The organism is Curvibacter lanceolatus ATCC 14669 (assembly GCF_000381265.1).
Lineage (GTDB): Bacteria > Pseudomonadota > Gammaproteobacteria > Burkholderiales > Burkholderiaceae_C > Curvibacter > Curvibacter lanceolatus.
On sequence record NZ_KB906287.1, the window covers coordinates 11,742 to 31,901 of the forward strand.

Sequence of the window (20,160 nt, forward strand, 5' to 3'; positions counted from 1 at the left end):
ATGCGCCTGAAACAACTCATCTCACAACTCATCCCCCGTGGCCTGGCCGCCACCGCCTTCTTCCTGAGCCCCTGGGCGCTGGCCTCGGTCGGGCTGGACGTGCTGCCGGGCCAGGGCGACGACGGCCCGGTGACCGTGTTCTACCCAGCCCAGGCCGCCAGCGCGCCCCTCAAACGTGGCAGCTTCACCCTTGACGTGGCCTGGCAGGCGCCCCCGGTGGCGGGCAACCACCGGCTGGTGGTGCTGTCGCACGGGTCAGGCGGTTCGCCCTGGCCGCAGTCCGATCTGGCGGCAACACTGGTGAAGGCGGGCTATGTGGTGGCCCTGCCCGAACACCGGGGTGACAACTGGCACGATCACCGCCGCGTGGGCCCGCCCAGCTGGAAAATTCGCCCCCAGGAAGTCTCTGAGGCCATTGATCGCATCGAAGCTGACCCGCGCTTCAAACCACTGTTTGACGCCCAGCGCGTCGGTGTCTATGGGATGTCTGCGGGGGGCATCACGGCGCTGACGCTGGCCGGTGCGCGCTGGTCACCAGCCCGCTTCGCCCAGCATTGCGACCAGCACGCCGATGAGGATGCCGTGGCCTGCACCGGTGGCCTGGTGCACCGCAATGGCTGGGACGGCGTCAAGATCACGCTGGCGCGCTGGTATGTGAACCTGCGTTACGGCCACGACACCGAGGCCGAATCGCACACCGATGCCCGGGTGCAGGCCGTGGTGGCCGCCGTGCCCATGGCGGCCGCCATCGACATGGACTCGATCAGCCACCCCAGCCTGCCCCATCCGCCCGCGCTGGGTCTGGTCGAGGCGCGCCGGGACGAATGGCTGGTGCCGCGCTTTCACATCGACCGGGTGCGCGAGGCCTGCGGCCCCCGCTGCGAGCTGGTGGCCGACCTGCCCGAAGGCGGGCACGGTGCCGTGCTGTCGCCCTGGTCCAACGAACGGGCGGCCGAAGTCGACCGCTACCTGATGGACCCGCCCGGCTTCCACCGCGCCAGCGAGGTGCCGGCCACCTTTGACAAGATCGTGGACTTCTTCAACCGCCACCTGCTGCCATGAAGCCTGATCTGCTGCACACCACACGGCACCTGGTGCAGGTGCTGGCCTTTTGCCTGGTGATCTCGGCGCTGCAGTACCTGTTTCACCCTGAGCGCCCGTACGAGGTGCCGCTGGTCTATTCGCTGAGCATCGGCCTGTGCACCTGGTTCATCACCGACATGGGGCGCTTTGTGGTGGGCATGGACCCGATGACCTCCTGGCCACGCGGCTGGCGCGGGCCGGCCCTGGTGGCTTTTGGCATGGTCACGGGTTACACCGGGGGCACCTTGCTCTCGGACTACTGGTTTGGCTGGTCGACCTGGCACTCCGCAGCGTCCGGCGACCTGCGCGGCTCAGTGATCGTCACCGTGGTGGCCGGGGTGGTGATCAGCAGCTACTTCTACCTGCAGGGCAAGAGCATGACCCTGCAGCGCCGCATGAAGGCGGCCGAAAGCCAGGCCACCGAGGCCCAGCTGCGCCTGCTGCTGACCCAGCTCGAGCCCCACATGCTGTTCAACACCCTGGCCAATCTGCGGGTGCTGGTGGGCATTGACCCGGCGCGGGCCCAGCACATGCTGGACCACCTGATCGCCTACCTGCGCGCCACGCTGAGCGCGTCGCGCGCCACCGAGCACGGGCTGCAGGCCGAATTTGACCGCCTGCGCGACTACCTGGCCCTGATGGAGGTGCGCATGGGCCCCCGCCTGAGTTACACCCTGGCGCTGCCCGATGCGCTGCGCCAGGCCAGCGTGCCCCCGCTGTTGCTGCAGCCGCTGGTGGAAAACAGCATCCGCCACGGCCTGGAGCCCAAGGTGGAGGGAGGCCACATCACCGTGCAAGCCCAAAGCCTGCCGGGCGCTGACGGGGCCCCTGCCCTGCTGCAGATCACGGTCAGCGACACTGGCGTGGGCCTGCGCAGCGATGCAGCAGCCCAGCGCCAGACACCCGACCTGGGCCGGGGCTTTGGCCTGACCCAGGTGCGCGAGCGCCTGCGCACCCTGTACGGCCCGCAGGCCAGCCTGAGCCTGCAACATGGCCCGGGCGGCGGCACCGTGGTGCAGCTGCGCTATGCCCTGCAGGCCCTGCCCGAAAGCAACGCCGCCCACCGACTTGACGACACCCCGGAACATGCCTGATATCACCGCCCTGATCGCCGAAGACGAACCGCTGCTGGCCCTGGCCCTGCAGACCGAGTTGCAACGCCAGTGGCCCGAATTGCGCCTGCTGGCCACCGTGGGTGACGGCCTGAGCGCCGTGCGCCAGGCGCTGCAGCTGCGCCCTGATGTGTTGTTTCTGGACATCCGCATGCCTGGGCAGAGCGGCATCGAGGCCGCGGCCGAGCTGGCCGAGCAATGGCCCACCGGGGCCGGCGCGCCGCCCTTCCCGGCGCTGGTGTTCGTGACGGCTTACGACCAATACGCGGTGCAGGCTTTCGAGGCCCAGGCGGTGGACTACGTGCTCAAGCCGGTGCAGGGCGCGCGCCTGCTCAAGACCGTGCAACGGGTTCAGCAGGTGCTGGCGGGCCGGCAACCCAGCGCCCCCCAGCCACAGGCCGTGCCGGCCGACCTGCTCGAGCCCGCCCTGGCCCAGTTGCGCCAGCTGCTGGCGGCCCAGATCGGCCAACACGGGGCAGAGCCCGCCACCGGCGCCGTGCAGGCCCCTGCACCCTCAGCCGGGGGTCTCAAGGTGATCCAGGCCAGCCTGAGCGGGGGCAGCAGCATTCGCCTGGTGCCCATCGAAGAGGTGGTGTATTTCGAAGCCGCCGACAAGTACGTGCGCGTGCTGACCGCCACCGAGGAATACCTGATCCGCACCCCGCTCAAAGAGTTGATCGCCCAGCTCGATACCCAGGTGTTCTGGCAAATCCACCGCGGCACCCTGGTGCGCGCCAGCGCCATCGACACCGTGACGCGCGACGAGGCCGGCAAGCTGCGCATCAGCCTGCGCGGGCGCGCCGAGCGGCTGGGGGTGAGCCGGCTGTATGCCCACCTGTTCAAGGCCATGTAGAGGCCCGGCCTGCCCCCCCAAGACTCGCGCCCTAGCGCCGGCGCTCCATCACATGTTCGCCCAGCAGGGTGACATGCCCGTCGGCCGCCTGCTGCTCCAGGCGCACCTTGAAGCCCCACAGCGTGGCCAGGTGGCGCAGCAGCACGGGGGTCTGTTCTGACAAGGGGCGGCGCTGGTAGGGGAAGTAGCGCAGGGTCAGCGTGCGGTCGCCACGCCGGTCCACGTTCCAGACCTGGATGTTGGGCTCCTGGCTGCCCAGGTTGTACTGGTCGGCCAGCTTGCGCCGCAGTTCGCGGTAGCCGGGCTCGTCGTGGATGGCGCTGACCGCGAGCTTGGTGCAGCGGTCGTCGTCGAGCACGGCGAACAGGCGCAGCTCGCGCATCAGCCGGGGCGACAGGAACTGCGCCACAAAGCTCTCGTCCTTGAACTCGCGCATGGCAAAGTCAAAGGTCTCGCGCCAGGGCTTGCCCGCGATGTCCGGAAACCACTCGCGGTCTTCGCGGGTGGGTGACTCGCAGATGCGGCGGATGTCGCGCCACATGGCAAAGCCCAGCGCATAGGGATTGATGCCCGAATACCAGGGGCTGTTGTAGGCCGGCTGGTGGACCACATTGGTGTGCGACTGCAGAAATTCGAGCATGAAGCCATCGCCCAGCCGGCCCTGGTCGTACAAGGTGTTGAGCAGGGTGTAGTGCCAGAAGGTGGCCCAGCCTTCGTTCATCACCTGGGTTTGGCGCTGCGGGTAGAAGTACTGGCTGATCTTGCGCACGATGCGCACGATCTCGCGCTGCCAGGGCTCCAAGAGCGGCGCGTGCTTTTCGATGAAGTACAGCAGGTTCTCCTCGGGCTCGGCCGGAAAGCGCGGCTCGGGGGTGATGGCGGTTTCCAGCGGGCGCGGCGGCAGGGTGCGCCACAGGTCGTTGACCTGGCTTTGCAGGTACTGCTCACGCTCCTGCTGTCGGGCACGCTCCTTGTCCAGCGACAGCGAGCCAGCACGCCGGTAGCGATCCACGCCCAGGTTGCTCAGCGCGTGGCAGGCGTCGAGCAGGCGTTCGACCTCATCGAGCCCATGGCGCTCTTCGCATTCGGTGATGTAGTTGCGGGCAAACACCAGGTAGTCGACGATGCTGTCGGCGCTGGTCCACTGCCGGAACAGGTGGTTGCCCTTGAAGAAGGAGTTGTGCCCGTAGGCCGCATGGGCAATCACCAGGGCCTGCATGGCCAGGGAGTTCTCCTCCATCAGGTAGGCGATGCACGGGTCGGAGTTGATGACGATCTCGTAGGCCAGGCCCATCTGGCCGCGCTTGTAGCGGTTCTCGGTTTCGAGAAAGTGCTTGCCGAAAGACCAATGGTGGTAATACACCGGCATGCCGATGGCGGCATAGGCGTCCATCATCTGCTCGGCCGTGATGATCTCGAGCTGGTGGCGGTAGCCGTCCAGCCCAAAATCGCGCGCCACGCGACCGATCTCGGCATCGCAGCGGTCCAGTTCCTCGAAGGTCCAGTCGCTGCCCTGGGCCAGCAGCGGAGGGTTGGGCGAGGGGTGGGATTTGCGCAGGCGGCTCATGTCAGGCGCTTTCTGAAAAGTTCGCGGAACACCGGGTAGATGTCGGCCGGCGTGCGGATGCGCTGCAGCGCGAAATGCCCGAGGTGGGCCCGGGCCAGCTTTTCGTACTCCTCCCACAGGTTCTGGGGTTCGCCGTCGGTGATCTCCACATAGGCATGGAACTGCACCACGGGCAGGATGTGCTGTTCGACCCAATCGCGACACACCTCCGAGTCACCGCCCCAGTTGTCGCCATCCGAAGCCTGGGCCACGTAGATGTTCCACTGGCTGCCCGAGTAGCGGGCCTGCTGGATCTCGGTCATCAGCTTGAGCGCGCTCGACACAATGGTGCCGCCGGTGTCGCGCGAATGGAAGAAGGCCTCTTCGTCCACCTCCTGCGCTGCGGTGTGGTGGCGGATGAACACCACCTCGATGCGCTCGTAGCTGCGGTTCAGAAACAGGTACAGCAGCATGAAAAAGCGCTTGGCCATCTGCTTGCGCGCCTCGTCCATCGAGCCCGACACATCCATCAGGCAGAACATCACCGCCTGGGTGGACGGCTCGGGCACGCGGATGCGGTTGCTGTAGCGCAGGTCGATCGGGTCGATGAAGGGGGCGGCACGGCGGCGCAGCCGCAGCGACTCGATCTCGCTGCGCAACTGCTGCAGCACCGCCTCGTCTGGCGGGTTCTGGGCCAGGGCCAGGGCCAGCGCTTCTTCGAGCTCACGCAGGCGGCTGTTGTAGGGGGCGGCCGCAGCCACCCGCCGCGCAGCGCTGCTGCGCAGGGTGCGCAGCAGGTGGATGTTGGTGGGCACGCCGCTCTGGGTGTAGCCGGCGCGCACCAGCTTGTAGTCGTTGATGCGCGCCAGCTGCCGCTTGACCATGCGGGGCAGCTCCAGCTCATCAAAGAACAGGTCGAAGAACTCGTCGCGGCTCAGGGTGAAGAGGAACTCGTCCACGCCCTGCCCATCGGGGCTGGCCTGGCCTCGGCCGCTGCCCTGCCCGCCACCGCTGGGCGGGCGGTCCATCTGGTCGCCGTGGCTGAAGCGGTCGTTGCCGGGGTGCACCGATTCGCGCACGCCGCCCCGGCCATGGTGAAACTGGGGCTCGCCGATGTCCTGCCCCGGCACACCGATCTTCTCGCCGCTGTCCAGATCCCGGATGCTGCGTTTGGCGATCGCGTCCGACACGGCACGCCGCACCTGGGTCTTGAAGCGGCGCAGAAAGCGGCTGCGGTTGACGGAACTCTTGTTCCGGCTGTCCAGCCTGCGGTCAACGATTCGAACCGTCATGAGGACTCTCCGGCAAGGGTGGGCCTACAGGCCATTTGGCCATTTGGCCTCTTGGCCTCTCGGCCGCCCACCCTGGGTTCACGAAGACTTGCGCACACGCATGTACCAGTCGCACAGCAGGCGCACCTGCTTTTCGGTGTAGCCCTTGTCGATCATGCGATCGACAAAGTTCTGGTGCTTCTTCTGGTCCTCGGCACTGGCCTTGGCGTTGAACGAGATCACCGGCAGCAGGTCTTCGGTGTTGGAGAACATCTTCTTCTCGATCACCGCGCGCAGCTTCTCGTAGCTGGTCCACGAGGGGTTGTGCCCGTCGTGCTTGGCGCGGGCGCGCAGCACGAAGTTGACCACCTCGTTGCGGAAGTCCTTGGGGTTGCTGATGCCGGCCGGCTTCTCGATCTTCTCCAGCTCGTCGTTCAGGGCCCCGCGGTCCAGGATCTCGCCGGTGTTGGGGTCGCGGAACTCCTGGTCCTGGATCCAGAAATCGGCGTAGGTCACATAGCGGTCGAAGATGTTCTGACCGTACTCGGAATAGCTCTCCAGGTAGGCGGTCTGGATCTCCTTGCCGATGAACTCGGCATAGCGCGGGCTGAGGAACTCCTTGAGGTGGCGGCGATACCGCTCCTCGACCTCGGTGGGGAACTGCTCAGCCTCGATCTGCTGCTCCAGCACATACATCAGGTGCACCGGGTTGGCGGCCAGCTCGCGGTGGTCGAAGTTGAAGACGCGCGACAGGATCTTGAAGGCAAAGCGCGTCGACAGCCCGGTCATGCCCTCGTCCACCCCCGCAAAGTCGCGGTACTCGGGGAAGCTCTTGGCCTTGGGGTCGGTGTCCTTGAGGTTCTCGCCGTCGTAGACACGCATCTTGCTGTAGATGCTGGAGTTCTCCGGGTCCTTCAGGCGCGACAGCACCGAGAACTGGGCCATCATGCGCAGCGTGTCGGGCGCGCAGGGTGCCTGCGTGAGCGAGGAGTTGGCCAGCAGCTTCTCGTAGATGTGCATCTCGTCAGTGACACGCAGGCAGTACGGCACCTTGACGATGTAGATGCGGTCGAGAAAGGCCTCGTTGTTGCGGTTGGTCTTGAAGGTGGTCCACTCGGCCTCGTTCGAGTGGGCCAACACCAGACCATCGAAGGGGATGGCGCCAAAGCCTTCGGTGCCTTTGTAGTTCTGCTCCTGGGTGGCGGTGAGCAGCGGGTGCAGCACCTTGATCGGCGCCTTGAACATCTCCACGAACTCCAGCACCCCGCGGTTGGCCAGGCACAGGCCGCCCGAGTAGGAGTAGGCGTCGGGGTCGTTCTGCGAATAGTGCTCGAGCTTGCGGATGTCCACCTTGCCCACCAGGGAGGAGATGTCCTGGTTGTTCTCGTCGCCCGGTTCGGTCTTGGACACCGCGATCTGCGACAGCACCGAGGGCCGCATCTTCACCACCCGGAAGCGGCTGATGTCGCCGCCGTACTCACGCAGCCGCTTCACGGCCCAGGGGCTCATGATGCCGCCCAGGTAGCGCCGGCCGATGCCGTAGTCCTGCTCCAGGATGTGGCCATCTTCGTTCACGTTGAACAGCGACAGCGGCGACTCATGCACCGGCGAATCCTTGATGGCGTAGAAAGGCACCTTCTCGATCAGCAGCTTGAGCCGCTCAGCCAGCGAGGATTTGCCGCCACCCACCGGGCCGAGCAGGTAGAGGATCTGCTTTTTCTCCTCCAGGCCCTGGGCCGCATGCCGGAAGTACGAGACCACATGCTCGATCACCTCCTCCATGCCATAGAACTCCTTGAAGGCCGGGTAGATGCGCAGCATCTTGTTGGCAAAGATGCGCGACAGACGCGGGTCCAGCCGTGTGTCCACCAGTTCAGGCTCACCGATGGCCACCAGCATGCGTTCGGCCACGCTGGCGTAGGCCATTTTGTCGGCCTTGCACAGCTCCAGGTAATCCTGAAGAGACATCTCTTCCTCTTGCGCCGCCAGGTAAGCACTTTGGTATCGGGCCAGCAATGACATGGCACACCTCCATGGAGAATGGAAAGGACAAGCTAGGGATTCAACGGCCGTCAGGCAGGGGGGGATGACAGCGGGGTGGCGGGCGGCAACAGGCACCGCAGAGCGCCGGTGTGTCAGACGGGCTCCAGGCCCGCCATGAGTGCGGCCCTTGGGCAGACCGCATGAGGGGCTTCATCGACATCGGGTCAGGACAGCAACTACGCATGGCGTCACTCCTTTGCCACCAGCAGCAAGATGGCTGTGCCTGCTTGGACTCCGGGCCGCTGGATTGGTTTCAGTTTGTATTGCAGCGCAAGCAGGTGTCAATGACTTTGCTACCAGTGGCTCTTGAAGCGTCACTCTGACGACACAGCCTCTGTGAAGCAGATCACCGAAGGGGGCTCTGCCCGGGACAGGATTTGGCGAGCCACCCGCCCAGCGTCACACAGGCGGTGCATACTGCTATCTTTCGGAGCAGGATGGCATCGATGACGCAAGCGACGAAGATTTGCCAGCATCAGAACTACGAGTTGAAGTGCAGCGCCAAAGTGCTGGACAACGGCGAGTACGTTCCCTTGCTGGTCATCACCAAACAGGTCTGGCCGACGCGCCCGCGTGAGATCGCGGTGCGTCGCGGCGACTACACCACAGCCGAGGCAGCGGTTGAAGCCGCCTATGCCCAGGGCCTGGAGTGGATTGCCAACTACGGCTGAACGAAGCCGGTCAGCCGCCCGCGCAGGTGCTGCGCCATGGGGCATGAAACGCCGCCACCGAGGCGGTGGGTCGGGCTGTCGACGCTGAACCGGCGCCCTCAGGCGGCCCGGCGCGGCAGGCCGCACACCTGGGCCCCCGGGTCGTTGTGGGGTTTCTCGCGTTCGTTCTTGGCCTGGGCCACCGCCATGTCGCGTGGCAGGGTGACACCATTCTTCACGGCCAGGATCTCGGCCATCACACTGACAGCGATCTCGGGCGGCGTCTTGCTGCCGATGTAGATGCCGATCGGCCCGCGCAGACGCGCCAGACTGGCCTCGGTCTGGTCAAAGTGCTCGATCATGCGGGCGCGCCGGGCCTCATTGTTGCGGCGCGAGCCGATGCCCCCCACGTAAAAGGCCTCGCTGTCCAAGGCCTCCAGCAGCGCCAGGTCATCCAGCTTGGGGTCGTGCGTGAGCGCCACCACGCAGCTGCGCCGGTCGGGCGCAAAGGCCCGCACCACGTCGTCGGGCATGTCACTCACCACCCGTGCCCCGGGCACGCGCCAGGTGCTGCGGTACTCCTCGCGCGGGTCACACACCGTGACGGCAAAGCCGCTGAACAAGGCCATGGTGGCCAGGTACTCGGTGAGCTGACCGGCCCCGATCAGCAGCATGCGGTACTCGGGGCCGAAGGTGTTGCTCAGCACCCCGTCGGCCACGGTCAGCTCGGCGGGCGCATCGGCGGCCAGCAGGCTCACCACGCCGTCGGCCAGGCGCACCCGGCGCTGCATCAACTGGCCGTGCTCCAGCGCCTCGATCAGTTGGCCCAGGCTGGCCGCATCGGGGTCGAATTCGAGCATCAGCTCCAGCGTGCCGCCGCAGGGCAGGCCAAAGCGGTGCGCCTCGTCGGCGCTGATGCCGTACTTCACAAAGGCCGGCGGGCCGCTGGGAATCGTGTGCTCATGGCGGCTGGCCCCCTCTGGCTGCGGGCTCTGGGCATAGGCCCGGGTGTGGCGGTCGATCAGGTCGTCTTCGATGCAACCACCCGACACCGACCCGACCACCAGCCCCTGCTCGCTCAAGGCCATGATGGAGCCCACCGGCCGTGGCGAGGAGCCCCAGGTCCGCACCACGGTGACCAGCATGGCCCGCAGCCCTTGCAGCCGCCATTCGCGCAGCTTGCGCAGCACCATCACATCCAGGTTTTCCATCTCGGTCTCGCTTTCCAGGGGGCCCGGGGGCTCACCCGCCTTCCAGATTCCATCAACGCAGCCAGAGCACCAGGGCCGCCAGCAGCACGGCACCCGCCCACCAGACCCAGACCGGCACCCCGCCCTGGCTCGCCACCGGAGCGGCCGCATCGCTTGGCGCCGGCTCGGCAGGCGCCTCAGCCACAAGCGCTTCGGGGGCGGGGTAGCGGCGCTGCATCTCGTCGTCAAAGCGCTTGAAGAAGTCTTCGGCCATGCCCTTGGCCGCGCCATCGATGAGGCGCTGGCCCAATTGGGCGATCTTGCCGCCCACTTGGGCGTTGACCGTGTAGCTCAGCTCGCACCCCCCTTCGGTGGGCTGCAGGCTGACCTGGGCCTTGCCCTTGCCAAAGCCCGCCACGCCCCCCTGCCCGTCAAAACCGATGGCGTAGCTTTGCGGCGGCACGATGTCGCTGAGCGTGATCTTGCCGCTGAACTTGGCCGACACCGGGCCGATCTTGACGGCCATGCCGACGGCGTACTGGTTCTCGCCGGTGGGCTCGACCTTGTCGCAACCCGGGATGCACAGCTTGAGCACCTCCGGGTCGTTGAGCGCATCCCAGGCCTGCTGTTGGGTGATGGCCAGGGAGCGGCTTCCTTGCATGTCCATGATGGGTTCCTCCGTGTTTTGGGGTCAGAAAAGGGGCCGCCTGCGGCGCTCAGCGCCGCAGCACCGCCGCGATGCTGCCGGCCAGATCCTCCAGCCGGCTCAGATTGTGGACCGCCAGCATGCCGTGCGCCTGGGCATGCAGCTCGATGGCCCCACGCGCCAGCGGGGCGTATCCTTCGAAGCGCAGCAAGGGGTTGAGCCACAGCAGGCGGGCACTGTGGCGCCGCAGCCAGGCCAGTTCGCGCCCCAGTGCGGCCGGCTCGCCGGTGTCCAGCCCGTCGCTGATCAGCAGCACCAGGGTGCGCCGGCCCAGCAGGCGCCGCGCATGGCGCAGCCGCAACTGGGCCAGCGAATCGCCCAGCCGGGTGCCGCCGGCAAAGTCGCTGATGCGGGCACTGGCCTGGGCCAGCATGGCATCGGTGTCGGCCAGGCGGAAGGCTGGCGTGAGGTCGGTCAGGCCAGTGCCGAAGGCGAACACATCACGCCGCGGCAGGCTGGCCGTGGCGGCATGCAAAAAAGCAAGCAGCAGCCGGGCATAACGCTCCATCGAGCCCGACACATCCACCAGCACCAGCAGCGGCAAGGGCTGCTCGCGCCGGCGCAGGCGCGGCAGGTGCAGCAGCTCACCACCGGTGCGGGCCGCCTGCTGCATGACCCCCGGCCAGTGGATGCGTGCGCCGCCCAAGCCCGCCCGTGTGCGGCGCGACTCGAACACCGGCACCGGCAGGGCGATGCGCCGCGCCAGCCGCTCCACCAGCTGGTATTCGGAGGCCGACAGGCCGTTGAAGTCGGCCTGGCGCAGGCGCTCGGCCTCGCTGGCGGTCATGGCGGCATCGAGCTCGATCTTGTCGTCGGGGGCTTTGGGGGCGCCGGCCTGGGCGGCGGCCTTGGGCGGCGACAGGGCCTCGTTCACCCGGGGGCGCCGGCGCGAGGGCTCGGCCCGCCCCTGGGCGGTGGGCAACATCTGGGCCAGCAGTCGGCGGGCCATGTCGGGGTCGCGGAAATAGGCGTCGAACAGCTCGCGGAACACGGCCCGGTCAGCCTCTCGGCTCACCAGCACGGTCTCGAGCGCGGCGCACAGGTCATCGCGCCGCCCCAGGTCGACCCATTGCGCCGCCTGCAGCGCCAGCGCCATGCGTGAGGCATCCAGCGGCACACCGGCCCGGCGCAAGGTGCGGCCGAAGCCGGTGATGTTGTCGGCCAGCTTGCCGCTGCGCGCATCACCCAGGCGGGGGGTCATGGTCCACCCACCTCAAGCCTCGTCGGGCTTGAGCAATTCGGTGGCCAGCTCATGGGTCAGGGCGGCCACGTCTTCGCGCTGCTTGAACAGGATGCCAGCGGTATCGGACGCCAGCTCGGGGTCGATGGCCAGCGTGTCCAGCGCTACCAGGGCCTTGGCCCATTCCACGCTTTCGGCAATGCCCGGCGCGCGCTGGAAGGCATTGGCAAAGGGCGCGCTGCGCAAGCGCGCCACAAAACTGGCCACCTGCTCGGCCAGCGCCGTGCTGGCCTGGGGCACCTGGGCCCGCACGATGGCCAGCTCGCGCTCACGGTCGGGGTAGTCCAGCCAGTGGTACAGGCAGCGGCGCTTGACCGCATCGTTGAGGTCGCGTGTGCGGTTGCTGGTGAGCAGGGTGACGGGTTTGCAGGCCGCGCTGATGGTGCCCAGCTCGGGGATGCTGACCTGGTACTCGCCCAGGTACTCGAGCAAAAAGGCCTCGAAGGGCTCGTCGGCCCGGTCCACCTCGTCGATCAGCAACACCGCCCCGGGGGCCGGGGCCTGCAGTGCCTGCAGCAGCGGGCGCCGGATCAGGTAGCGGCCCTGGTAGACCTCGCGCTCGGCGTCATCGCCCTCCCCCAGGCCCTGGGAGCGGCCCTCGGCCACCCGCAGGTGCAGCAACTGCGCGGCGTAGTTCCACTCGTACAGGGCCTCGCGCTGCTCCAGGCCGTCGTAGCACTGCAGGCGGATCAGCTGCCGCTGCAGCACCTGGGACAAGGCTTTGGCCAGTTCGGTCTTGCCCACCCCGGGCTCGCCCTCGAGCAACAGGGGACGCTGCAGTTTCAGGGCCAGGAAAACGGCCGTGGCCAGGCGCCGGTCGGCCAGGTAGCCGACCCCGGCCAGGGCTTGTTGAAGCGCGTCAATGGATGCCAGCACCGGGTGGGGTCTCCTTGGGTCAAAAGCTCAGGCCGCCAGGGCCTGGGCCACGGCGCGCTGGGTCTGCACGCTGATCAGGTTGGCCCGGTAGGCCGCGCTGGCGTGGATGTCGCTGTTGAGCTCGTCGGCCGCAATGGCCACTCGAGCGGCCGCCTCGGGGGTGAAGCTCTGGTTGAGCGCGGCCTCCAGGCCGGCATGGCGGAACACCGCGCTGGCCGCACCCGTCACCGCCACCCGCACCCCGCCCGAGGTCTGGGCCACAAACACCCCGACCAGCGAGAAGCGCGACGCCGCCTGCTTGAACTTCAGGTAGGCGGTACGCTGAGGAATGGGGAAACGCACCCCCGTGATGATCTCGCCGTCTTCCAGGGCGGTGGTGTACATGCCCAGAAAGAAGTCGTCGGCGGCGATCTCGCGCCGGTCGGTGATCACGGTCGCGCCCAGCGCCAGCAGGGCACTGGGGTAGCAGGCCGCGGGGTCGTTGTTGGCCACCGAGCCGCCCAGCGTGCCCCGGGCCCGCACCTGGCGGTCACCGATGTGGGCCGCCAGATTGGCCAGCGCGGGGATGGCGGCCTGCAGCTCGGCGTTGGCCGCCACATCGGCATGGCGCGTCATGGCGCCGATCACAAAGGCCTGGCCTTCGCGCCGGATGCCGGCCAGCGAGGGGATGCGGTTCAGGTCGACCACCTGCTCAGGCGCCGACAGGCGCAGCTTCATCGACGGCAGCAGGGTCTGGCCACCGGCCAGCAGCTTGCCACCGGCCTGGGCCAGGGCCGCGGCGTCGGCCACGGTGGCGGGGGCTTCAAAAGTGAAGGCATACATGGGGCGATTCTCCTTGTTCGGCGATTCTTTTGCTGGGGCCGGCTTCAGGCGCGCGCGGCCTGGATGGCGGCCCAGACCCGGGCCGGTGAGGCCGGCATGTCGATGTCATGGACGCCCAGCGGCTTGAGGGCATCGAGCACGGCATTGATCACGGCCGGCGGCGAGCCGATGGCGCCGGCCTCGCCGCAGCCCTTGGTGCCCAGCGGGTTGTGTGTACAGGGGGTGCAGACATGGCCGAGCTTGAACTCGGGGAAGTCATCGGCCCGCGGCATGGCGTAGTCCATGAAGCTGCCCGTCAGCAACTGCCCGGTCTCGCGGTCGTACACGCAGTTCTCGATCAGCGCCTGGCCGATGCCTTGCACCAGGCCGCCATGCACCTGGCCTTCGACGATCATGGGATTGATGATGGTGCCGAAATCGTCCACCGCCGCAAAGCGGTCCACCCGCACGCTGCCGGTGGCCGGGTCCACCTCGACCTCGCAGATGTAGGTGCCGGCCGGGAAGGTGAAGTTGGTGGGGTCGTAGAAGGCGGTTTCGTTGAGGCCGGGCTCCAGCTTGTCCAAGGGGTAGTTGTGCGGCACGTAGGCGGTCAGCGCCACCTGGCCGAAGGTCACCTTCTTGTCGGTGCCGCGCACGGTGAACTCACCGTTGGCAAAGTCGATGTCGACATCGCTGGCCTCCAGCAGGTGGGCCGCGATCTTCTTGGCCTTGGTCTCGATCTTGTCCAGCGCCTTCATGATGGCCGCGCCGCCGACCGAGATCGAGCGCGAGCCATAGGTGCCCATGCCGAAGGGCACGCGGCCGGTGTCGCCGTGCACCACGTCGACCTGATCCGGCGTGAGGCCCAGGCGGGCGGCCACCACCTGGGCAAAGGTGGTCTCGTGGCCCTGGCCGTGGCTGTGCGAGCCGGTGAACACGGTGACGCTGCCCGTGGGGTGCACCCGCACCTCGCCGCACTCGAACAGGCCGGCCCGCGCCCCCAGCGCCCCGGCGATGTTGGACGGGGCAATGCCGCAGGCCTCGATGTAGCTGCTGTAGCCGATGCCGCGCAGCAGGCCCTTGGCGGCGCTGGCCGTCTTGCGGGCCTCGAAGCCGGCGGCGTCGGCCAGTTGCTCGGCCTGGGCCAGGCAGGCCGGGTAGTCGCCGATGTCGTACTGCAGCGCCACCGGGGTTTGATACGGGAAGCTGGTGATGAAGTTGCGCCGCCGGATCTCGGCCTGGCTCAGGCCCAGCTCCCAGGCGCAGCGGGTGACCAGGCGCTCCAGCAGGTAGGTGGCCTCGGGCCGACCGGCCCCCCGGTAGGCATCGACCGGCGCTGTGTTGGTGAACCAGGCGTCCACCTCCACATGGACCTGCGGCGTGGTGTACTGCCCCGCCAGCAAGGTGGCATAGAGGATGGTGGGCACGGCGCTGGCAAAGGTGCTCAGGTAGGCGCCCAGGTTGGCGTCGGTGTGCACGCGCATGGCCAGAAAGCGGCCGTTGGCGTCCATCGCCATCTCGGCATGGCTCACGTGGTCGCGGCCATGGGCATCCGACAAAAAGGCCTCGCTGCGGTCGGCCACCCACTTGATGTTGCGGTTGAGCTTCTTGGACGCCCAGGTCAGGCACACATCTTCGGCGTACAGGTAGATCTTGGAGCCGAAGCCGCCGCCCACATCGGGGGCGATCACCCGCACCTTGTGCTCGGGCAGCCCCATCACGAAGGCGGTCATGAGCAGGCGCTCGACGTGCGGGTTCTGGTTGGACACGTACAGGGTGTACTCGTCGTTGGCCCGGCTGTACGAGCCGATGGCGGCGCGGGGTTCCATGGCGTTGGGCACCAGGCGGTTGTTCACCAGGTCCAGCCGGGTCACGTGGGCGGCACCGGCAAAGGCGGCGTCCACCGCGGCCTTGTCGCCGATGGCCCACTTGAAGCAGTGGTTGTCGGGCGCATTGTCGTGCAGCGCCGGGCCCTTGGCCGCGTCAGCCACCTGCACCACCGCGTCCAGCACCTCGTAATCGACATTCACCAGCTCGGCGGCATCGCGTGCCTGCTGCAGGGTCTCGGCCACCACCATGGCCACGTGGTCGCCCACATACCGCACCTTGCCCTGGGCCAGGATGGGGTGCGGCGGCTCTTTCATGGGCTGGCCATCGGTGCTGGTGATGAGCCAGCCGCAGGGCAGGCCGTTGATGCCCGCTGCCGCCACATCGGCCCCGGTGAACACGCCCAGCACGCCCGGCGCGGCCTGGGCGGCCGCGATGTCGATGGCATTGATGCGGGCGTGCGCATGCGGCGAGCGCACGAACACCGCGTGGGACTGGGCCGCCAGCACCACGTCATCGGTGTATTGGCCGGCCCCGGTCAGAAAACGGTAGTCTTCCTTGCGGCGCACCGAGGCGCCGATGTGCGGAAGGTTGGCAAAGTCTGAGGCACCCATGTCTTTGTCTCCTGCTGTTCGGAAATCGAAGCGCCCGTCGCCACCCGGCGCGGGCAGAGGATTGCTGCGCTGTACCGGCTCGCCAGGAAGCCTCAGCCGCCGGCCGCCATGGCCTCGCGGCCCTGCACCACGGCCTTGACGATGTTCTGGTAGCCGGTGCAGCGACACAGATTGCCTTCCAGCAACTCGCGGATCTCGCTTTCACCGGCCTTCGGGTGGTGCTGGCAGAGGTCGACCGCGCTCATCACCATGCCCGGGGTGCAGAAGCCGCACTGCAGCCCATGGCACTCTTTGAATGCGGCCTGCATCGGGTGCAGCGTGCCGTCGGCCTGGGCCAGGCCTTCGATGGTGGTGACTTCGGCGCCCTGGGCCTGGGCGGCCAGCACGGTGCACGACTTGACGGCCCGGCCGTCGAGCAGCACGGTGCAGGCACCGCACTGGCTGGTGTCGCACCCGACGTGGGTGCCGGTGAGGGTGAGTTGCTCGCGCAGCAACTGCACCAACAGGGTATTGGGCGCCACATCCGCCCGGGCCGCACGGCCATTCACCTTGAGTTCAACCTGCATGGACCATCTCCTTGAAAAGTAGAGGCTTGGAACAGCAGGCATCTTTTCGCGCCCTCGGGCCAGGCTGTCTAGGCAAAACCCTAGGATGCCGACGGCACGAGTCGGATATTCTCAATTTGAGACAGACATGACCGTTGGATGTCTAAAAATCACCGCTCGCCCACTTGCCTCCGCAGAAACGGGGGCCAATCGCCGAGCCCACCCACCCCAGTCACCCAGCCACCGCCCCAAGGCCCATGCCAGCGACTGACACCCCGACCCTGCGTGCGGCCCCCCCCTCCCACGACCGCCAGGCCCTGATCCGGCAGGCCCGCCAGGTCTGGCTGGATGGCGACGCGAGCCCGCGCCAGAGCCTGGGGCACGCCCCCATCGAGCCCTGGATCACGCGCTCCTGGCAGCGTTGCCTGGCAGACGGCCTGCGGCCGCACCACAGCGTGGAGTTCGGCCCGGTCAGCGCCGGCACGCAGCGCCAGTTGGCCGAGGGCAACCGAGTCCTGATCCAGGCCGCTCGCCCGGTACTGGCCCAACTGTCGCGCGCCATCGCCGGCACCCGCTATTTCAGCCTGCTGACCAATGCCCAGGGCGTGGTGGTGGACGTGCATGGCCCCATCGACCCCCAGCAACCGGCGGCCACCACGATTGCCCGCGTGGGGGTGGACCTGTCCGAGCGCCATGTGGGCACCACGGCCATCGGTGCGGCACTCAATGAGTTGCAACCCGTGTGGCTGCACCAGGGGGAGCACTTCTTTGACCAGAATGCGGTGTACAGCTGCGCCGGCGCCCCCCTGATCGGCCCCGAGGGCCAATGCGTGGGCATGCTGGACCTGACCGGGGTGGAGGTGCCCGAGCGCCCCGAACTGCGCCACCTGGTCACGCGGGCGGCACGCCACATCGAAAACGCCCTGGTGCTGCAGTCGCCCTGGTACATCCTGCTGCGCCTGAACTGGCCCGGTGCCCCGATGCCCGAGGGCCCGGCGGCGGATGCCGAAGGCCTGTTGTGCCTGGACGCCGAAGGCACGGTGCTGGCCTGCAACCCGTCCGGCCGCCAGATGCTGCCGCGCCCGCTGCTGCGGCCCGGCTCGCGCCTGCACGCCGACGACCTGTTTGCCCTGCCCTGGGGCATGCTGGTGGACCACGCGCGGCGCCAGGCGCCGCCGCTGGATGTGCCGCTGTGGTCCGGGCTGCGCCTGCAGGCCCTGGCCCGGCTGCGCAGCGTCACGCCCCGTGCAGCCCCCCCAGCCCGCCACGAGGGCAACACAGCGCCAGCCCGACCGCTGCGCGATCTGGAAACCGCCCTGATCCGGCAGGCCGTGGACGAAGCCCGCGGCAATGTGGCCGAAGCCGCCCAGCGCCTGGGCATCAGCCGGGCCACCGTGTACCGCAAGCTGGGCCAGAAAACCCGACCGGCCGGCGACTGACCGAGCTCGCTCAGTCCACCGAACCCAGCACCACGGCAGCCGGGTCGACCACGGCGCGGGCCGGGGCACCGCGGCGCAGCGCCCCGCCCGGGGGGGTCAGGCCCACCCATTGCAGCCCGCCCTCCGTGGTCAGCACCACCTCCTGCAGCTCGCCCGCGCGGGCGGTGCGGGCCACCCGGCCCGCCACGCTCGACACCGACTCGGGCAGATCCTCACCAGGACCCCAGGGCAGGATGCGCACTGCCGTGGCCTTGCACAGCGCCAGCACCGGCAAGCCCTGGCGCAGGCCCAGCAGCTCGGCACTCTCGCGGGTCAGCGAGGCCAGCAGCCGATCCGACCCGGCCAGGCTCAACTGCGCCAGCACCACCGCGCCCTGGCGCCGCAGCGCCGTCACGGTGGCAGGCCACTGGTTGCGCATGCTGGTGCGCAGGCCCAGCGCGGGCGACGCCGTCGCCGTGGGGGCCATGCCCGCCGCCGCGCCCGCACCGGCCAGATCGGCCAGCACCTGCTGCCGGGCCACGGCCAGGGCGTCGGCCACGCGCAGCAGCCAGGCGCCCTGCGGGGTGATCACGGCCCCACCGCCGCCGGCGCCGCCCACGGCCCGCTGCACCAGTTCGGCGCCGGCCAGGTTGCTCAGGGTGTCGATCGCCTGCCAGGCCGCCTTGTAGCTGACACCGGCATCGCGCGCGGCCTGCGAGATGCTGCCGCCGGCCGCAATGCCACGCAGGATCTCCAGGCGTTTGTCACTGGGGCTGTGGCCCAGCGCCTCCGACCAGTGCAGGACCGGGGCGGGGGTGGGGACTGAGGGCGGGGGCATCGGTGTCTCGGAGCTGGCGACCATGCCCTGAACTCTAACCACTTCGGCAAGCATCCACGGCGGACGCTAAACTGGCACGAAATGCGCTATTCAAGCGCGGAATAGCGCAAACCACTTTGCCCATGCCCGAATCGACCCTGATCCCGCTCTGGCTGACCCTGAAGGTGGCCTGCCTGGCCACGCTGGCCAGTGGCCTGCTGGGCGTGGGCCTGGCCTGGTGGATGGCGAGGCGCCGCTTTGTCGGCCATGCCCTGCTGGACGCCCTGCTGATGCTGCCCATGGTGCTGCCCCCCACCGTGCTGGGCTACTACCTGATCGTGCTGGTGGGTCGCAACGGGCTGCTGGGGCGCTACCTGGACCAATGGCTGGGCATCAACCTGATGTTCACCTGGCAGGGTGCCGTGCTGGCCGCGGCGGTGGTGTCACTGCCCCTGATCTACAAGGGCGCCCGCGCCGCCTTCGAGGAGACCGACCCACGCCTGGCCCAGGCGGCCCGCACCCTGGGCGCCGGCGAGCTGGAGGTGTTCTGGCGCATCAGCCTGCCCATGGCGCTGCGCGGCATCACCGCCGGCCTGATGCTCACCTTTGCCCGGGCCATGGGCGAGTTTGGCGCCACGCTGATGATCGCCGGCAACCTGCCGGGCAAGACCCAGACCCTGTCGATCGCGGTCTACGACGCCGTGCAGGCCGGCAACGACGCCCAGGCGCTGTGGCTCACAGGCGTGATTTCCGCCGTCTGCGTGCTGGTGCTGGTCGGCTCCGGTCGGCTGCTGCAGACCCGGCACTGAGCCCATGACACCCCCCATGCCGACACCCCAGACCTCCCCTGCCCTGCCGCCCGTGCTGGACATCCAGCTGCATCTGCAGGCCCATGCCCCGGGCCGGCACTTCTCGCTGGGGGTGGCGTTTTCATCGCCCAGCCTGCGCACGGCCTTGCTCGGGCCCTCGGGCGTGGGCAAGTCGATGACACTGCAGGCCGTGGCGGGGCTGATCGAGGCGCCGGGCCATGTGCAGGTGCAAGGCCAGGTGCTGCAGGACAGCCAGCGCGGGCTGCGCCTGAGCGCGCGCGAGCGCGGCGTGGGCTATGTGTTCCAGGACTACGCGCTGTTTCCGCACATGACGGTGCGCCAGAACGTGGCCTTTGGCGTGCGCCGGCCCGGCCAGCCGCGCAGCCCCCAGGCCGAAGACCGGGTCAAGGAGATGCTGGCCCGCTTTCAGCTGGAGGAGCTGGCCCAGGCCTGGCCCCGGCACCTGTCGGGCGGGCAACGCCAGCGGGTGGCCCTGGCCCGGGCCCTGGCGGCGCAGCCGCGCCTGCTGCTGCTGGACGAGCCGCTGTCGGCCCTGGACACCGAGCTGCGCGGGCGCCTGCGCGATGAGCTGCAAAGCCTGCTGGAGCAGATCCGCATCCCGGTGCTGCTGGTCACGCACGACCCGCAAGATGTGGCCCAGCTGGCCCAGACCGTGATCCGGCTGCGGCCCGGTGAAGCGGCCCGGCCTGAAAGCGTGGCCGAGCAGCCGGCCGCCGTGCGCCTGGCCTGAACCCGATC

Annotated in this window: 18 protein-coding genes; 7 read left to right on the forward strand and 11 right to left on the reverse strand. The window is 68.4% G+C overall.

What is annotated here, in order from left to right:
• From F624_RS0130125 to F624_RS0130135, 3 genes are read left to right on the forward strand one after another with little or no spacing between them, the layout of a single operon-like run.
• The gene (locus F624_RS0130125) at positions 1-1,062 is read left to right on the forward strand and encodes an alpha/beta hydrolase family protein (protein WP_019578099.1); all 1,062 of its coding nucleotides are present in this window, start codon (positions 1-3) and stop codon (positions 1,060-1,062) included.
• Positions 1,059-2,177: a sensor histidine kinase gene (locus F624_RS0130130; RefSeq protein ID WP_019578100.1), complete on the forward strand. Its 1,119-nt coding sequence runs from the start codon at positions 1,059-1,061 to the stop codon at positions 2,175-2,177. The genes F624_RS0130125 and F624_RS0130130 overlap by 4 nt, the downstream gene beginning before the upstream one ends.
• On the forward strand, positions 2,170-3,048 hold the full coding sequence (locus F624_RS0130135; RefSeq protein ID WP_019578101.1) for a LytR/AlgR family response regulator transcription factor: 879 nt from the start codon (positions 2,170-2,172) through the stop codon (positions 3,046-3,048). The genes F624_RS0130130 and F624_RS0130135 overlap by 8 nt, the downstream gene beginning before the upstream one ends.
• A gap of 31 nt (positions 3,049-3,079) precedes the next feature.
• Here the strand turns inward: F624_RS0130135 and F624_RS0130140 are convergent, their stop codons facing one another.
• From F624_RS0130140 to F624_RS0130150, 3 genes are all read right to left on the reverse strand, one after another.
• Positions 3,080-4,615, reverse strand: coding sequence for a SpoVR family protein (locus F624_RS0130140; RefSeq protein ID WP_019578102.1), 1,536 nt, complete (start codon positions 4,613-4,615; stop codon positions 3,080-3,082).
• Positions 4,612-5,886: a YeaH/YhbH family protein gene (locus tag F624_RS0130145; RefSeq protein ID WP_019578103.1), complete on the reverse strand. Its 1,275-nt coding sequence runs from the start codon at positions 5,884-5,886 to the stop codon at positions 4,612-4,614. Before F624_RS0130145 ends, F624_RS0130140 begins: the two co-directional genes overlap by 4 nt.
• Positions 5,887-5,964: 78 nt before the next feature.
• A complete protein-coding gene (locus F624_RS0130150) occupies positions 5,965-7,887 on the reverse strand; it encodes a PrkA family serine protein kinase (RefSeq protein WP_019578104.1) in 1,923 nt (640 codons plus the stop codon).
• A gap of 467 nt (positions 7,888-8,354) precedes the next feature.
• Here F624_RS0130150 and F624_RS0130160 point away from each other — a divergent pair, with 467 nt between their 5' ends.
• A complete protein-coding gene (locus F624_RS0130160) occupies positions 8,355-8,579 on the forward strand; it encodes a hypothetical protein (protein ID WP_019578106.1) in 225 nt (74 codons plus the stop codon).
• Positions 8,580-8,677: 98 nt separating this feature from the next.
• Here F624_RS0130160 and F624_RS0130165 read toward each other — a convergent pair whose 3' ends face one another.
• The 7 genes from F624_RS0130165 to F624_RS0130195 form a co-directional block, all read right to left on the reverse strand.
• Entirely contained in the window at positions 8,678-9,769 is a 1,092-nt protein-coding gene (locus tag F624_RS0130165; RefSeq protein WP_019578107.1) for an XdhC family protein, read from the reverse strand.
• A 52-nt stretch (positions 9,770-9,821) separates the two neighbouring features.
• Positions 9,822-10,415, reverse strand: a complete 594-nt coding sequence (locus tag F624_RS0130170; RefSeq protein WP_019578108.1) for an SRPBCC family protein — start codon at positions 10,413-10,415, stop codon at positions 9,822-9,824.
• A 49-nt stretch (positions 10,416-10,464) separates the two neighbouring features.
• A complete protein-coding gene (locus F624_RS0130175; protein WP_019578109.1) occupies positions 10,465-11,655 on the reverse strand; it encodes a vWA domain-containing protein in 1,191 nt (396 codons plus the stop codon).
• 12 nt (positions 11,656-11,667) lie between these two features.
• Complete coding sequence (locus F624_RS0130180) at positions 11,668-12,570, reverse strand: AAA family ATPase (protein ID WP_019578110.1); 903 nt, start codon at positions 12,568-12,570, stop codon at positions 11,668-11,670.
• Positions 12,571-12,597: 27 nt separating this feature from the next.
• On the reverse strand, positions 12,598-13,392 hold the full coding sequence (locus F624_RS0130185; protein WP_019578111.1) for an FAD binding domain-containing protein: 795 nt from the start codon (positions 13,390-13,392) through the stop codon (positions 12,598-12,600).
• 44 nt (positions 13,393-13,436) lie between these two features.
• A complete protein-coding gene (locus F624_RS0130190; protein WP_019578112.1) occupies positions 13,437-15,812 on the reverse strand; it encodes a xanthine dehydrogenase family protein molybdopterin-binding subunit in 2,376 nt (791 codons plus the stop codon).
• Between the two features lie 92 nt (positions 15,813-15,904).
• A complete protein-coding gene (locus F624_RS0130195; RefSeq protein ID WP_019578113.1) occupies positions 15,905-16,378 on the reverse strand; it encodes a (2Fe-2S)-binding protein in 474 nt (157 codons plus the stop codon).
• A gap of 236 nt (positions 16,379-16,614) precedes the next feature.
• Here F624_RS0130195 and F624_RS0130200 point away from each other — a divergent pair, with 236 nt between their 5' ends.
• A complete protein-coding gene (locus tag F624_RS0130200; RefSeq protein WP_019578114.1) occupies positions 16,615-17,796 on the forward strand; it encodes a helix-turn-helix domain-containing protein in 1,182 nt (393 codons plus the stop codon).
• A 10-nt stretch (positions 17,797-17,806) separates the two neighbouring features.
• Here the strand turns inward: F624_RS0130200 and F624_RS0130205 are convergent, their stop codons facing one another.
• The gene (locus tag F624_RS0130205; RefSeq protein WP_019578115.1) at positions 17,807-18,613 is read right to left on the reverse strand and encodes a TOBE domain-containing protein; all 807 of its coding nucleotides are present in this window, start codon (positions 18,611-18,613) and stop codon (positions 17,807-17,809) included.
• Between the two features lie 122 nt (positions 18,614-18,735).
• On the opposite strand from F624_RS0130205, the gene modB reads away from it, so the two are divergent.
• A complete protein-coding gene (gene modB, locus F624_RS0130210; protein WP_019578116.1) occupies positions 18,736-19,401 on the forward strand; it encodes a molybdate ABC transporter permease subunit in 666 nt (221 codons plus the stop codon).
• Positions 19,402-19,444: 43 nt separating this feature from the next.
• Positions 19,445-20,152, forward strand: coding sequence for an ATP-binding cassette domain-containing protein (locus tag F624_RS0130215; protein ID WP_169426732.1), 708 nt, complete (start codon positions 19,445-19,447; stop codon positions 20,150-20,152).
• Positions 20,153-20,160: the final 8 nt, after the last annotated feature.

Coding starts and splice junctions, on each gene's coding strand:
- F624_RS0130125 (WP_019578099.1), top strand. CDS start 1: ATGCGCCTGAAACAACTCATCTCACAACTCATCCCCCGTGGCCTGGCC.
- F624_RS0130130 (WP_019578100.1), top strand. CDS start 1,059: ATGAAGCCTGATCTGCTGCACACCACACGGCACCTGGTGCAGGTGCTG.
- F624_RS0130135 (WP_019578101.1), top strand. CDS start 2,170: ATGCCTGATATCACCGCCCTGATCGCCGAAGACGAACCGCTGCTGGCC.
- F624_RS0130140 (WP_019578102.1), bottom strand. CDS start 4,615: ATGAGCCGCCTGCGCAAATCCCACCCCTCGCCCAACCCTCCGCTGCTG.
- F624_RS0130145 (WP_019578103.1), bottom strand. CDS start 5,886: ATGACGGTTCGAATCGTTGACCGCAGGCTGGACAGCCGGAACAAGAGT.
- F624_RS0130150 (WP_019578104.1), bottom strand. CDS start 7,887: ATGTCATTGCTGGCCCGATACCAAAGTGCTTACCTGGCGGCGCAAGAG.
- F624_RS0130160 (WP_019578106.1), top strand. CDS start 8,355: ATGACGCAAGCGACGAAGATTTGCCAGCATCAGAACTACGAGTTGAAG.
- F624_RS0130165 (WP_019578107.1), bottom strand. CDS start 9,769: ATGGAAAACCTGGATGTGATGGTGCTGCGCAAGCTGCGCGAATGGCGG.
- F624_RS0130170 (WP_019578108.1), bottom strand. CDS start 10,415: ATGGACATGCAAGGAAGCCGCTCCCTGGCCATCACCCAACAGCAGGCC.
- F624_RS0130175 (WP_019578109.1), bottom strand. CDS start 11,655: ATGACCCCCCGCCTGGGTGATGCGCGCAGCGGCAAGCTGGCCGACAAC.
- F624_RS0130185 (WP_019578111.1), bottom strand. CDS start 13,392: ATGTATGCCTTCACTTTTGAAGCCCCCGCCACCGTGGCCGACGCCGCG.
- F624_RS0130190 (WP_019578112.1), bottom strand. CDS start 15,812: ATGGGTGCCTCAGACTTTGCCAACCTTCCGCACATCGGCGCCTCGGTG.
- F624_RS0130195 (WP_019578113.1), bottom strand. CDS start 16,378: ATGCAGGTTGAACTCAAGGTGAATGGCCGTGCGGCCCGGGCGGATGTG.
- F624_RS0130200 (WP_019578114.1), top strand. CDS start 16,615: ATGCCAGCGACTGACACCCCGACCCTGCGTGCGGCCCCCCCCTCCCAC.
- F624_RS0130205 (WP_019578115.1), bottom strand. CDS start 18,613: ATGCCCCCGCCCTCAGTCCCCACCCCCGCCCCGGTCCTGCACTGGTCG.
- modB (WP_019578116.1), top strand. CDS start 18,736: ATGCCCGAATCGACCCTGATCCCGCTCTGGCTGACCCTGAAGGTGGCC.